We start from the raw sequence: 13377 nt of genomic DNA on the forward strand, positions 1-13377 counted from the left end.
AACGCCGTCGCGGGCTGCGCATCCGTTGACATCGGCAGGGTGCAACCCTAGCCTCGGGGTTGTAAATACGGACCGGCGTTCGCGATAACGAACTAATTCTCAGACTTGAGTGACGCCCGATGTGACGGAGGCTGTGCATGACCGCCCTCGAAGGCGTGAAGGTGATCTGTGTCGGACAGTTCTACTTCGCCCCGTACTGCACCATGCTGATGGCCCGTCTCGGCGCCGATGTCATCAAGGTCGAAGCCCCCCAGGGCGACCCCTACCGGCGCGTACCCGCGGTCGACGAGGACGGCTATCCCATTCAGTTCCGCTTCCTGAACTCCGGGAAGCGGAACATTCGCCTCGATCTGGCCCAGCCGGCCGGGCAGGACGTCCTGCGCAAGCTCGTCGGAACCGCCGATGTCCTCGTGCAGAACCTCTCACCCGGCGCCATGGACCGCTTCGGCCTCGGCTACGACCAGCTCAGCGAGATCAACCCCCGCTTGATCATGGCCACGGGCACCGGCTTCGGATCCTTCGGCCCCTATGCCGGCGAATCCGCCATGGACCTCACCATCCAGGCTCGTAGCGCCATCATGTCCACCACGGGATTCGCCGACGGTGCCCCCGTACGCACCGGACCCTCGATCGTGGACTTCATGGCGGGCACCCACATCCTGTCCGGGGTCCTGGCGGCGCTCTACCAGCGCACCCACACCGGTCGTGGCCAGCATGTCGAGGTTTCCCTGCAGGACGCCATCCTCCCCTCACTGACGTCCAACATCGCAGGGCATCTCAGCGAGAGCATCGCGGACTTCGAACGCACAGGAAACCGCCACGGCGGCATGTCGGTCGCCCCCTACAACGCCTACCCGGCCGCGGACGGCTGGGTGACGGTGCTCTGCCCGACGGACAAGCACTGGGACCGGCTGCGCGGGGTGATGAACGACCCGGCAGCCGACGACCCGCGGTTCGCCACCATGCCCGGTCGCTGCGACAACATGGACGAGGTGGACACCGTCGTCGGTGCCTGGACCCGTACGCGGAGCAAGGAAGAAATAGCCGCCGCGCTGAAGGACCTCAAGATCCCGTGTGCGCCAGTGGTGACCCTGCCGGAACTCCTGGAAGACCCGCACATTCGCGCCCGCGGCGTGCTCCGCACTGTTGAGGACGAGCAGGGCTCCTTCATGACCCTCGGCAGCCCCCTCTTCCTCTCCGACTCACCCATGGTCGAACCCACCCGCTCCGGCGGTCTCGGCGAACACACCGACCAGGTCCTCACCGAAGAACTCGGCCTGTCCGCCGACGACATCACCAAGCTCCGCGACGCCGGTGCCATCTGACCCCGACGTAACACGAGGCGACACGACAGAAGGAGTGACAGCACGTGAGCGCTGAACCTGATCTGAGGGTCCGGCACGTGGCCCCGGCCTTCCGCACATTTTGCGGCGAGCGAGCGCTGGAGTCCCTGCCGCGCGAACTGGCGCGGGTCGGCGCACACCGCGCGGCGATCATCTGTATCCCCGCCGTGGCTGCACACGACGAGGCGATGGGCCGGGTCCACGAGGCGCTCGGCGAGCGGCTCGTCGGGCAGTTCGACGGAGTCGAGGAACACAGCCCGCTGCCCTCGGTCGAGCGCGCCAGGAACTTCCTGGCCGAGCACGAGGCGGACGCGGTCATCGCCATCGGGGGCGGGTCGTCGGTCGTCACCGCCCGCGCGGCCACGATCCTGCTGGGCGAGGGCAAGGACGTACGGGGGCTGTGCACCAGGCGCGAGGGCGGCAAGCTCGTGAGCCCCAGGCTCGCCGCGCCGAAGCTGCCCCAGTGGGTCGTGCCCAGCTCGCCGACCACCGCGTACGCCAAGGCGGGCGCCGCCGTACGCGACCCGGAGACGGAGGAGCGGCTCGCGCTCTACGACCCGAAGGCCCGGGCCCAGGGTGTCGTCCTCGACCCGCAGATGGCGCTCACCGCGCCGCCGCGGCTCAGCTGGTCGGCCGCCCTCAATATCTTCTCGATGGCGGTGGAGGGCCTGCAGTCCCGTCGGGTCGACCCGCTCGCCGACGCCCAGCTGGCGCATGCGGTGCGTACCGTCGTGAGCTGGCTGCCCCGAGTGGCGAAGGAACCGGAACTCGCGGCCCCTCGCCTGCAGTTGATGCTCGCGGCGATCATGAGCGGCCAGGGCAGTGACCACACCGGCGGCGGACTCGCCCAGGCCCTGTCGCACGCCATCGGACCGAGGTCCTCGGCGCCCAACGGCGTCGTCGAGGCCCTGCTCCTGCCGCACGCGATGCGGTTCAACGCGAGCGTCGTGCCCGGCCGTATCGCGGCCATCGGGGAGTACCTGGGACTCGCCGACGCCGAACCCGAGGCGGTCGTCGCGGAGGTCGAGCGTCTTCTGGACGTGTTCGAGGCACCCCGCCGTCTCCAGGACATCGGTGTCGAGCAGGGGGCTCTGGGCGAGGCCGCCTCCCACGCCATGGACGACTGGGCCATTACGGCCGGACCGCGTCCGCCCGAGGAGAAGGACGTCCGCGACCTGATCAACGGCGCCTGGTAGCAGCAGAATCCCAAACTTTTACGACGTTCAGCGATCGACGATGAATGAGGAAATGCGATGACGACGACGGAATCCGAGACGCCGCAGGGCGAGAAGATCGGCAGCGAGCTCGCCAGCGGCAAGTTCACCGAAGAGATGCTCACGAGCATGCGGAACCTGATCGGGACCGAGCTCCGCACGGACGCGTGCGTGAACAACGAGTACGCCACCCGCCTGGCCATCCTGCGGTTCGCCGAGGGCATCGGTGACGACAACCCGCTGTGGACGGACGAGGAGTACGCCGCGGAGGGTCCCTTCGAAGGGATCATCGCCCCGCCGAGCTTCATCTTCGCCTGTCTGGGCTCGGTCCAGGTCGGCTGGCGCGGCCTCGGCGGCTTCCACGCCGAGACCGATGTGACCTTCCACGCCCCGATCCGGGTCGGCGACAAGATCACGGCTCGGGTCTGGTTCGACGGCTTCGACGACCCGATCGAGAGCTCCTTCGGCGGCCGCCGGATCAAGGACTATCTGCGTCAGGAGTACTGGAACCAGGACGGCCAGCTCGTCGCACGGTTCATCTGCTCGCGGATGCGATTCGAGCGCAGCGAGATGCAGAAGCGGCGCAGCTCGCGCTCGATCGAGCTTCCGCACCCGTGGACGGGCGAGGAACTCGAGAAGGTCGAGGAGGACATCCTCAACGAGACGCCGCGCGGCGCCGACCCGCGGTACTGGGACGACGTCCAGATCGGTGACGAGCTCGACACCCTCACCAAGGGCCCGATCGGACTCACGGACGAAATCGCCTACGTAGCCTCGGGCGCTGCGCCGATCCCGCGCCTGTCGGCGCACGGCGTGGCACTGCGCCGCTACCGCAAGCACCCGAAGTGGGCCTTCCGCGACCCCAACACCCAGGCCCTTGAGCCCGTGTACTCGGTGCACTACAACGACTACGCGGCACGGCTGCAGGGCGCGCAGATCGCGTACGACGTCGGCATCCAGCGCACCTGCTGGCAGATCCACACTCTGACGCACTGGATGGGCGACGCCGGCGCGGTGAAGGCCATCCACGGCCAATACCGGGCACACGTCTACCTGTCGGACGTCGTCCGCCTCGGCGGCAAGATCGTGGGCAAGGAGATCGACGCCGACGGCGACGCCGTGGTGCACCTGGAGACCTGGGCGTACAACCAGCGCGAGCAGAACTGCATGCCGGGCACGGCGACGGTCGTGCTGCCGCGGCGTACGGAGGGAGCCGTGTGACCTTCGCCCCGTGAACGGCGGGCCGGAACGCGGCGTGGGGGCGCACGGCCACTCCGATGCAGCCCGCGCCGTACGGTCTCGGGCCACCGCGGTCACCAGTGCCCACGAAGTGACACGTCGCGACGGCGACGTCCCGCAATCCGACCTGCTGGGGCGTTGACACCTTTCAGCAGATGTCCGTAGCGTTGCAGCCGCAATAACGATCGATGGTTCTTAAATACGAACAAGCGTGGCTGCTGCGACAATGCTCGAGGAGTGTGTTCGGTGATCGAACGCGACCAGATCTTCATCAATGGCAAGTGGGTGCCTTCGGCGGGCACCGATGTCCTCGAGGTGATCAACCCGGTCACCGAGGAGGCCGTCGTCACGATTCCGGCCGGCACACCGGTGGACGTCGACGCGGCCGCCGAAGCGGCAGCCGCGGCTTTCGCGGCCTGGTCGAGGACCACGGTCGAGGAGCGCGCGGGATTCCTGCGCAAGCTCGCGGAGCTGACGAAGAAGCGCTCCGACGAGATCACCAGGGCCGTCGTCAGCGAGATCGGTCAGCCCTATGCGATCGCTGCCGAGGCCCAAGGTGCCTCCGCGGTGGTGGACTTGGAGAGCATCGCCGACAGTCTGTCCGGGATCTCCTGGCAGGAGCAGGTCGACCACACCGTCGTCGCCCGGGAGCCCGCCGGTGTGGTCGGCGCGATCACGCCGTGGAACGGCCCCATGCGCATGGTGTGCATGAAGGCCGGAGCGGCGATCGCGGCCGGCTGCACCGTCGTGCTCAAGGGCACCGAGGTCGCACCGCTCAGCTCCTTCATCTTCGCCGAGATGTGCGCCGACGCGGGCCTGCCGGACGGGGTGTTCAACCTCGTCTCGGGAACAGGCCCCGCGGTCGGCGAGGCCATCGTCACCCACCCGTTGGTCGACATGGTCTCCCTCACCGGCTCCGTCCGGGCGGGCCGTCGCGTCATGGAGCTGGCCGCCCAAGGCGTCAAGAAGGTCGCCCTCGAACTCGGCGGCAAGTCGGCGAACGTCATCCTGGAGGACGCCGACCTGGCGCGGGCCATCGAGGTCGGCATGGAGGACGCCTTCCGCAACTCCGGGCAGGTGTGCGGCGGCCTCTCCCGTGTGCTCGTCCCTCGATCGAGGCTGGCCGAGGCCGAGGAGATCGCAGTCCGCAAGGCCGAGAGCTCCGTCTTGGGCGACCCCTACGACGCGGCCACCACGCTCGGCCCGGTCGCCAACATCCACCAGCGTCAGCGGATCCGCGACTACATCCAGTCCGGCCTCGACGAGGGCGTACGCCTCCTCACCGGCGGCCCGGAGGCACCCGAGGGACTCGACCGGGGCTTCTTCGTGCGGCCCACCGTCTTCTCCGGTGACAACACCTCACGTATCGCGCGCGAGGAGATCTTCGGCCCGGTCGTGGTGCTCATCCCGTTCGACGACGAGGACGAAGCCTTCCGGATCGCCAACGACACCGACTACGGACTCGCGGGAGCGATCTGGGCCGGAACCGATGAGCGCGCCCGCGGTCTCGCCAGTCGACTGCGCGCCGGACGCATCCGCATCAATGGCTCTGCGGTCAACCAGCGTGCCCCGCACGGCGGCTTCAAACTCTCCGGTATCGGCCGGGAGTTCGGCCGCTACGGAATCGAGGAGTTCCTCGAGTACAAGTCCATCGGCTGACCCGGGAGGCGCGAGCAGCATGATCACAGTCAACTCCCGCTCCATCGCGGGCCCCGGCGAGACATTCAAGCCGATGGTGCTGGAGCGCAGGGACGTCGGCCCTGGCGACGTCCTGATCGACATCGCCTTCTGCGGCATCTGCCACACCGACGTCAGCCGTGCCCGCAGCGAATTCGGCCAGACGCACTACCCGCTCGTCCCCGGTCACGAGATCGCGGGGACCGTGTCCGCCGTCGGCCCCGATGTCCGCAAGTTCGCCGTCGGGGACCGGGTGGGCGTCGGGTGTCTGGTCGACTCCTGCCGGGAGTGCGACTACTGCCGCGCCGGGATGGAGCCCTACTGCCGTAAGGGTCACATCCGCACCTACAACTGCCCCGACCGCACGGGGCAGTTCACACAGGGCGGCTACAGCGAGAAGATCGTCGTCGACGAGGGGTACGTCCTCCGGGTCCCCGACGGGATCCCGCTGGAGGCGGCCGCTCCGCTGCTGTGCGCGGGGATCACGCTCTACTCCCCGTTGCGACACTGGGAGGCCGGGCCGGGTGTCAAGGTCGCCATCATCGGCTTCGGCGGACTCGGGCACGTAGGGGTGCCGATCTCGGCGGCACTCGGCGCACACACCACTGTCTTCGACCTCACCATGGACAAGAAGGCGGACGCCCTGCGCCGCGGCGCCGACGACTACCGGCTGTCGACGGACCCGGCGATCTTCACCGACTTCGCCGGCGCCTTCGACCTCATCCTTTCCACGGTCCCCGCGAACCTGGACTATGACGCGTTCCTCGAACTGCTCACCCTGGACGGGACGTTCGTGAACCTCGGTGTCCCCAAGCAGCCCATCGCAGTCGACGTGTTCTCCCTCCTGAACAACCGGCGCTCCCTCGCCGGCACGCTCGTGGGTGGCATCGCGGAGACCCAGGAGATGCTCGACTTCTGCGCCCGCCATGCGATCACCCCTGAGGTCGAGATCGTCACCGCCGATCAGATCGACGCTGCGTACGACAGGGTCGCGGCGGGCGACGTCCGATACCGGTGTGTCATCGACATCGCGACGATGACGACCGCCTGATCCAACGGGCCGGTGACTCGGCCGCCTCGACAACACCACAACGAAGTGGAAAGGCCGTCCCCAGATGACGACTCAGTGGGTCATTGACGCCGTGAAACTCGGCGAACTCCGCGATGTCCCCGCCGACCTTGTCTACCTCGACGACCCCGACCCACGGCTCATCAGCATGCCGCTGGTGATGTTCGTGCTGAGGTCGCGCAACCGGACCGTGATCGTGGACACGGGCGGCCCGGCCGACGAGGAACAGATCCGACGCAGGATCCCGCACGGGTACGTGGTGCGGGAGGAGGAGCGCCTGGACAACGCGCTCGCCCGACTGGGCGTGCGCGCCGACGACGTCGACCTCATTGTCAACACCCACCTGCACTGGGACCACTGCTCCAATAACGACGCGTTCCCCAACGCCGAGATACTCGTCCAACGCGCCGAGCTGGGCTTCGCGACCGGACCGTGCCCGGAGCCCCGGGCGGCGTACAGGATCTACGGTGACGCGGAGCAGCCGCCGTACGCCGGGTCCCTGGACCGGATCCGTCCGCTCGATGGCGCGACCGAGATCGCGTCAGGGATCGGTGTGCTGCCGCTGCCGGGACACTCGCCCGGATCGCAGGGTGTGCGCGTCGACACGGGCGCGGGCACGTTCGTCATCACAGGTGACTGCGTCGACACCTTCGAGAACTGGGACAACGGGGGAGCCGAACTGCCCTTGCCCTCCGGCCGGTTCACCGACCTCGACGCCTACCGCGCCAGCCTCGCCCACCTGAAGGGCACCGGCTGGACTCCGCTGCCCAGCCACGACCACACGGTGGTCGAGAAGGCGGCCTTCGGCTACTGATGACACCTTCGGGTGTCCGGGAGGAACGATGACGTTGCCCCACCAGAAGGACGAGCAGCACACCGAACAGTCCGTGCCCGTGTCGGTACCCGTGCCCGCGCGCGACGCCCGGCAGATGCGCCGCATCGCACTGGCGGGCTTCACCGGCACGGTGATTGAGTTCTACGACCTGACGCTGTACGCCGTGGCCGCCTCACTCGTCTTCGCCGATGTGTTCTTCCCGGCCCTCGGACCTGCGGCCGGCACGATCGCGTCGTTCGGCACTCTCGGGGTGGCGTTCGTCGCCCGCCCCGTCGGCGCGCTCATCTTCGGCCACTTCGGTGACCGCCTCGGCCGTAAACGCATGCTGGTGACGACACTGCTCCTGATGGGCGGCGCGACGGTCGTGGTGGGAGCGATGCCGACAGCGGACCAGATAGGTGTCACGGCACCCATCCTGATCGTCCTCATGCGCATCGTCCAAGGTGTCGCGGCCGGTGGGGAGTTGGCGGGCGCTGCGCTCTTCAGTACGGAGAGCGCGCCCACCGGGCGACGCGGCTTCTGGACGATGTTCACCTCGCTCGGCGGGGGATTCTCGATCGTCCTCGCCAACGCGACGCTGCTCGCGGTGGGCGTGGGCCTGTCCGACGAGCAGTTCGCCTCGTTCGGTTGGAGGATCCCGTTCCTGGCGAGCGCCCTGTTGGTTGTGGTGGGGCTGTACATCCGCCTCAAGATCGACGAGAGCCCGGTGTTCGAAGCCGAGGTCAAGGCTGAGCCGGACCCTGGAGGTGGGGAGTCGAAGATCCCGTTCATCGAGGCATGGCGACACCAGCCGCGACACATGCTCCTGGTCGCCGGCGTCTCGATCATGCAGGCCGCGTTCACGTACCTCGGAGCCACGTACTTCGCGAACCTCGGCACCGGGCAACTCGGCCTGACCCGCAACACCGTGCTCGGCGCCGGAGTCGCGGGCGGCCTGTGCTGGGCACTGGGAGTCGTGATCGGCGCGACCGCGTCCGACCGGTTCGGAAGACGCCCGGTCCTGCTGGCGGCGACCGCCGGCGCGGTCGTCTGGGCGCTCCTGGTCTTCAGCTTTCTGGAGTCGGCGTCGGCAGGGGAGTACGTGCTGCTCCTGTGCGTGACGTTGTTCTTCGCAGGTCTTGAGATCGGTCCGGTCAACGTCATGCTCTCCGAACTCTTCGACACCAGGTACCGGTATACGGCGTCGGCGTTCGCCTACAACATCGGACTGGTCATCGGCGGGGCGGTGCCTCCCCTGATCGGTGCCTCGATGACGGCCGCCTACGGCGCCTTCTCGTTCGGACTCTTCGTGGCGTTCCTGTGCCTGATCAGCCTGCTCGGCGCGATCGGCCTGCCGGAGACCCGCGGCCGAGACCTGTCCGACGTCCTGGCGTCGCGACGATGACCCACAGGACCGTCATGGTCCTACTTTCGGACGGAGGGCACCGCCCCTTATGTGGCGCCCCCGTTGGCGCCCATCGTTGGTGACCACCCCGTCCCGCGCAACCGTGGAGAGGGACGTCAGATCCATCGGAACAGAGCAGTATCGAATACTGCGCTGAGCTGGACCCGCGGTGGTCGTTGACCGAACCGTGTCGCGCCTTCCACGTCGTGATCACAGTCTCGGTCAACGCCCACTGCTCGGCGGGCGGAGAGTCCCGTACCGGCACTCACTGGGTACGTGAACTCTCCGGAGCGTAGAGCTGCGACCCCGTCACCTCACACAAGGCGCTGCGGGAATAGCTCATGATTCTGCGGTCGTCACTGTCGACGAGTGCATCGTCGAAGGTCATCACGCCCCGCTCCGGGCGGCTCGTCTTCGCGACGGACACCAGGGTGGACTCGATATGAACGGTGTCGCCGGGGAAGAGCGGCGAGTGGAAGCGGATCCCGTCGTAGCCGACCAGGGCGATGAGCTTGATGCCGCGCTCCTCGACCTGCTCCTTGATGGCCGGTGTCGCCAGGCCCAGGGCGAAGGCGAGGACGCAGCCGCCGGCGAGCATCCGTTCCGACCCGCGTCCCTCCATGAGGACCCTGTCGGTATGAATCTCCTCGAAGGTCCAGGTCAGGTTCGTCATCGCACTGAAGTCACCCTCGGTGATGGTGCGCGCGCGGCTTCGTGCGGAGAAGGCGAACGAGGGCGGCAGTTCGTACAGCTCCCGAGCCATGTCAGACCTTGTCCATGAAGAAGGAGTAGGGGTTGTGGAGCAGGTCGCGGCTGACGATCACCTTCTGGATCTCCGTCGCCCCTTCCCCGATCCGGCGGATGCGCAGTTCGCGGTACCAGCGCTCCAGCGGCATCTCCCGCGAAACCCCCATGCCGCCGTGCAGCTGGATGGCGCGGTCGACGACGCGTGAAGCGGCCTCCGTCGCCGCGATCTTCGCCAGGGCCGCCTCGGTCCGGAACGGTCGGCCCGCGTCCGCCGCGGCGGCGGCGCTGAGGACCATGAACGTGGCGTAGCGGATGTCCTGCTCGTTCTCCACCAGCATCCAGGCCACGCCCTGGTGCTCGGAGAGCGGCTTGTCGAAGGACTTGCGCATCTTGGTCCACTCGACCGTCATCTCCTGAGCCCGTACGGCGAGGCCGATGCATCCGGCACTGTACGGGATCCGGTTCCGGCTCAGGCGTTCGTTGGCAAGGTAGAAGCCGCGTCCGATCTCGCCCAGGATGTTCTTCGACGGCACGCGCAGGTCCTCGAGTTGCAGCTCCGTCGCCGGGTGCGTCGAGCGCATGGTGTGGGCGATACGGCGTACGTGGAATCCCGGGGTGTCGGTGTCGACGATGAAGCACGTGATGCCATCACGCCCCGGTCCTCCGGTGCGAGCGAAGACCAGGGCGAACTCCGCCTCGTGCGCGAAGCTGATCCACAGCTTGTCACCGTTGATGATCCAGTCGTCGCCGTCCTGCACGGCACGGGTCCTGATGTTGCGTCCGGGGTCGCTGCCACCGGTCGGCTCGGTCAGGGCGAAGGCCGCACGCTTGCGCCCCTCGATCGAGGGGATCAGGTACTTCTCGCGCTGTTCGGGAGTCGCCCACGCGGAGAGCAGGGGGATCTGGCCGGTGTGCCCGAAAACGTCGTAGCAGGGGGCGTAGAGCCCGGCCCGGTGCTGTGACATCTCGATCGCGAGCAGGCAGCGCGTGACCAGGTCGATGCCGGGTCCGCCCTCCTCTTCGGGCACGTCGAGGTTGAACAGGCCCATCTTCCGGGTCATCGCGGTCAGGCGTGCGTAGTCGGCTTCCGGGAGCCGGCTCTCGTCCGGATCGAGTTGGTCTTCGAGCGGTCGGATCTGCTCGCGGACGAAATCCCTCACGGTATTGATGATCGAGTGCTGCTCATAGCTCAGATCGAACACGGAATATCGCTCCTACGGGGTACGGGGGGTAGGTGGGGTGGCGCGGCCGTGGCTCAGGGCGTCAGGCGGCCCTTCACCGGAATTTCCCGGCCGGCCACGCGCGGCGGTTCGGCGCCCTCATGGTGGGCTCGGTGCACCATGACGAGTTCCGCGTACCGGGTGAGGTACTGGATGTGGCTCTCGTAGCGGAACTCCAGGCCCTCGCGGTCCTCTTCGATCACCACCGTCTTGATCCTCGAGCGCAGACCGAAGGGCTCACGTGCTCCGGCGTAACCGATGTCCAGGACTTCACCCCCGCCCTCGCGAACCTCGTAGACGCCGGTGATGCAGGGGATCTGCTCCAGTTCGGCGTCTGTCGCGGTCCGCCAGGGCTTGGAGATCTCCACACTCATCGCTGCACCTCTTCTTCTGACCGGGGAGCTTCCAGTAGGTCCACTGGCAGTTCGACTTCCCGGCTCCTGATGAACTCGGCAAGTCCCTTGGCCTGTGGATCGAATCGGGCGGCTGCGGCCGCCCCCGCGCCGAGCAGGCCCTCGACGACGAAGTTGACGCCCCGCAGGTGAGGGAAGACGCTGCGGGTGATGCGCGCGTCGGCTGCCTCAGGGAGGAGCGCTCGGAAGGCTTCCACGGTCAGTGAGCCGACCAGCCAGCCGTACGCCTGGTCTGAGCGTGCCCAGATTCCGACGTTGGCGTGGGCCCCTTTGTCCCCGGAGCGCGCGCCGAAGAGCGTCCCGAGGGACACTCGTCGCGTTGACGTGTCCTGTGGCGTCGTGGGTTTGGGAGTTGGCAGGCCGTTCTCATCCGTTGATGGGGAGGGCGCGGCCTTCGCGTGCAGCTTGCGCGGGGGAACGGGAAGGTCGTCGCCGTCGAGGTGGACGAATTCGGCGACCGCGGATGCGGGGACAAGACAGGGCCAGTTGACGCCGGTCTGCGTGGGGCGCTGCTGGCGTTCGCCGGGGAAGTGGATGCCCGGGAAACTGGAGAGCGCCAGACCGGTCGCGGCGTCGAAGATCCGACGCCCCAGCTTCTCCTTCTCGGCCGACGCGAAGGAGAGGACCAGTTGGGCTGTGCCCAGCTCGCCTGTCTCGGCCGCGGCCTGATCACTGCGGACCAGTCGCATGTCGACGGAGTCGAATTGCTCGAAGCCGCCGAGCGCAGTGGCGAGATCCCGTTCCGCCCTGGCGGCCTTCGCCTCGATGGTCTCGCCCGGCACGGCCAGGACCACCGACTGCCGGTACGGCCCCGGGAGCGTCATGGCGACCTTCAACGTCTCGGGCGGCGGGGCGCCGCGCGTGCCCCACAGCCGCACCCGGTCGGGGGCCTCCTGGGACAGCTGTACGGTGTCCAGCTTCAAGGTGACATCGGAGTTGAGGTAGTCGGTGCCGCCGACCTCGTAAAGAAGCTGGGCGGTGACGGTGCCCACGGTGACGGCTCCACCGGTGCCCGCATGCTTGGTGATGACGCTGCTGCCGTCGGCGTGGATCTCGGCTAGGGGGAAGCCGGGCAGCGCGGAGGTGTCGGTCTCCTCGAAGAAGGCGTAGTTGCCGCCCGTGGCCTGGGCTCCGCATTCGATGACGTGCCCCGCCGCGACCGCTCCGGCGAGTTTGTCGTAGTCGTCCTCGGCCCACCCGAACCGCCACATCGCCGGCCCCACCACCAGAGAGGCATCGGTGACCCGTGGACACACGACGATGTCGGCTCCGGCGCCGAGCGCCTGCGCGATGCCGCGGCCGCCGAGGTAGGCGTTCGCGGTGAATGGGTCGGCGTCGGCGTCCGCCAGCAGCCGGCCGGTGTCGAGATTGCGGAAGTCCGCTCCCTCGGCGCGCAGTTGCGGCAGGTGTGGCATGAGGTCGTCGCCGGTCAGGTGGGCGGTCTTGAGAGGCAGGCCGAGCCGTCGTCCCAGCGCATCCAACTCATGGGCGAGGGCGGCGGGTTCGAGGCCGCCGGCGTTGGTGACCACGCGGATGCCGCGCTCCAGGCAGGTGCCCAGCACCTCCTCCATCTGCCGAAGGAAGGTGGTCGCGTAACCGGGACGTCCGGCGGCCCTGGCCTTGGACAGGATGAACATCGTCAGCTCGGCGAGGTAGTCGCCCGTCAGCACATCGATGTCACCGCCTTCGACCATCTCCCGAGCGGCGGAGAAGCGGTCGCCGTAGAAGCCCGAGCAGTTGGCGATGCGGAGCACCTCACTCACGACGTCCTCCCCTCTGCAGTCGCCGGGCGCGAGGGCAGGAAGACGTCGGCCTCGCCGCTGGCGCAGACAGCCTCGTCCTCGGTGCGTACCTCGCTGATCTCCAGGCGGAACAACGTGCCGCTGTCGCGTTTGCTGGCCTCCGTGACCCTGCCGATGACATTCAGGACGTCGCCCGGGGTCGCGAAACGGCGCACCGAATAGGAGAGTCGCTCGACACACCCCTTCTCACCGGCGAAATCAGTGCACAAGGAGGTCAAGTAAGCGCCGTGGAGGTGCGACTGGACTAGGACGTCGGGATAGCCTTCGCTGGCCGCGTAGTCCTTGTCGTAGTGGATCCGGTGACTGTTCCAGGTGATCGCGCAGTAGCGGAACAACTGCACGGTGGTCGGCCGCCGTTCCTGTGGAGTCAGGTCGTCACCGACCGAGACACTTTCGGCGTAGCGTTGAGTGGTGTCATGGGTGGCAGTAGCCAT

General features: G+C 67.8%; 12 protein-coding genes. 7 read left to right on the plus strand and 5 right to left on the minus strand.

All coding sequences use genetic code 11. The annotated features are described in order from the left end of the window. The first annotated feature begins 137 nt into the window (after positions 1-137). The 7 genes from ACWD2L_RS01970 (at position 138) to ACWD2L_RS02000 (ending at position 8761) form a co-directional block, all read left to right on the plus strand. A complete protein-coding gene (locus ACWD2L_RS01970) occupies positions 138-1325 on the plus strand; it encodes a CaiB/BaiF CoA transferase family protein (protein WP_351331198.1) in 1188 nt (395 codons plus the stop codon). 44 nt (positions 1326-1369) lie between these two features. Beyond that, on the plus strand, positions 1370-2539 hold the full coding sequence (locus ACWD2L_RS01975; protein ID WP_351331199.1) for an iron-containing alcohol dehydrogenase family protein: 1170 nt from the start codon (positions 1370-1372) through the stop codon (positions 2537-2539). Between the two features lie 57 nt (positions 2540-2596). Next, complete coding sequence (locus ACWD2L_RS01980) at positions 2597-3778, plus strand: FAS1-like dehydratase domain-containing protein (RefSeq protein ID WP_351331200.1); 1182 nt, start codon at positions 2597-2599, stop codon at positions 3776-3778. A gap of 264 nt (positions 3779-4042) precedes the next feature. Beyond that, the gene (locus tag ACWD2L_RS01985) at positions 4043-5455 is read left to right on the plus strand and encodes an aldehyde dehydrogenase family protein (RefSeq protein WP_351331201.1); all 1413 of its coding nucleotides are present in this window, start codon (positions 4043-4045) and stop codon (positions 5453-5455) included. Positions 5456-5474: 19 nt separating this feature from the next. Beyond that, positions 5475-6524: an NAD(P)-dependent alcohol dehydrogenase gene (locus tag ACWD2L_RS01990; RefSeq protein ID WP_351331202.1), complete on the plus strand. Its 1050-nt coding sequence runs from the start codon at positions 5475-5477 to the stop codon at positions 6522-6524. 64 nt (positions 6525-6588) lie between these two features. After that, positions 6589-7356, plus strand: a complete 768-nt coding sequence (locus ACWD2L_RS01995) for an N-acyl homoserine lactonase family protein (RefSeq protein WP_351331203.1) — start codon at positions 6589-6591, stop codon at positions 7354-7356. Positions 7357-7384: 28 nt separating this feature from the next. Then, complete coding sequence (locus tag ACWD2L_RS02000) at positions 7385-8761, plus strand: MFS transporter (protein ID WP_351331204.1); 1377 nt, start codon at positions 7385-7387, stop codon at positions 8759-8761. Between the two features lie 265 nt (positions 8762-9026). On the opposite strand, the gene ACWD2L_RS02005 is transcribed toward ACWD2L_RS02000, so the two are convergent. From ACWD2L_RS02005 to ACWD2L_RS02025, 5 genes are read right to left on the minus strand one after another with little or no spacing between them, the layout of a single operon-like run. Beyond that, complete coding sequence (locus ACWD2L_RS02005) at positions 9027-9524, minus strand: hotdog family protein (protein ID WP_351331205.1); 498 nt, start codon at positions 9522-9524, stop codon at positions 9027-9029. 1 nt (position 9525) lies between these two features. Then, entirely contained in the window at positions 9526-10710 is a 1185-nt protein-coding gene (locus tag ACWD2L_RS02010) for an acyl-CoA dehydrogenase family protein (RefSeq protein ID WP_351331206.1), read from the minus strand. 53 nt (positions 10711-10763) lie between these two features. Beyond that, positions 10764-11102, minus strand: coding sequence for a DUF7508 domain-containing protein (locus ACWD2L_RS02015; protein WP_351331207.1), 339 nt, complete (start codon positions 11100-11102; stop codon positions 10764-10766). Further along, the gene (locus tag ACWD2L_RS02020) at positions 11099-12904 is read right to left on the minus strand and encodes an acyclic terpene utilization AtuA family protein (protein WP_351331208.1); all 1806 of its coding nucleotides are present in this window, start codon (positions 12902-12904) and stop codon (positions 11099-11101) included. Before ACWD2L_RS02020 ends, ACWD2L_RS02015 begins: the two co-directional genes overlap by 4 nt. Beyond that, the gene (locus tag ACWD2L_RS02025) at positions 12901-13377 is read right to left on the minus strand and encodes a hotdog family protein (protein ID WP_351331209.1); all 477 of its coding nucleotides are present in this window, start codon (positions 13375-13377) and stop codon (positions 12901-12903) included. The genes ACWD2L_RS02020 and ACWD2L_RS02025 overlap by 4 nt, the downstream gene beginning before the upstream one ends.

The sequence above is a fragment of the Streptomyces sp. NPDC002754 genome (assembly GCF_053592315.1).

What these genes read in the sequence shown, in the direction of transcription:
- ACWD2L_RS01970 (WP_351331198.1), top strand. Translation starts at nt 138, where the DNA reads ATGACCGCCCTCGAAGGCGTGAAGGTGATCTGTGTCGGACAGTTCTAC.
- ACWD2L_RS01980 (WP_351331200.1), top strand. Translation starts at nt 2,597, where the DNA reads ATGACGACGACGGAATCCGAGACGCCGCAGGGCGAGAAGATCGGCAGC.
- ACWD2L_RS01990 (WP_351331202.1), top strand. Translation starts at nt 5,475, where the DNA reads ATGATCACAGTCAACTCCCGCTCCATCGCGGGCCCCGGCGAGACATTC.
- ACWD2L_RS01995 (WP_351331203.1), top strand. Translation starts at nt 6,589, where the DNA reads ATGACGACTCAGTGGGTCATTGACGCCGTGAAACTCGGCGAACTCCGC.
- ACWD2L_RS02000 (WP_351331204.1), top strand. Translation starts at nt 7,385, where the DNA reads ATGACGTTGCCCCACCAGAAGGACGAGCAGCACACCGAACAGTCCGTG.
- ACWD2L_RS02005 (WP_351331205.1), bottom strand. Translation starts at nt 9,524, where the DNA reads ATGGCTCGGGAGCTGTACGAACTGCCGCCCTCGTTCGCCTTCTCCGCA.
- ACWD2L_RS02015 (WP_351331207.1), bottom strand. Translation starts at nt 11,102, where the DNA reads ATGAGTGTGGAGATCTCCAAGCCCTGGCGGACCGCGACAGACGCCGAA.
- ACWD2L_RS02025 (WP_351331209.1), bottom strand. Translation starts at nt 13,377, where the DNA reads ATGGCTACTGCCACCCATGACACCACTCAACGCTACGCCGAAAGTGTC.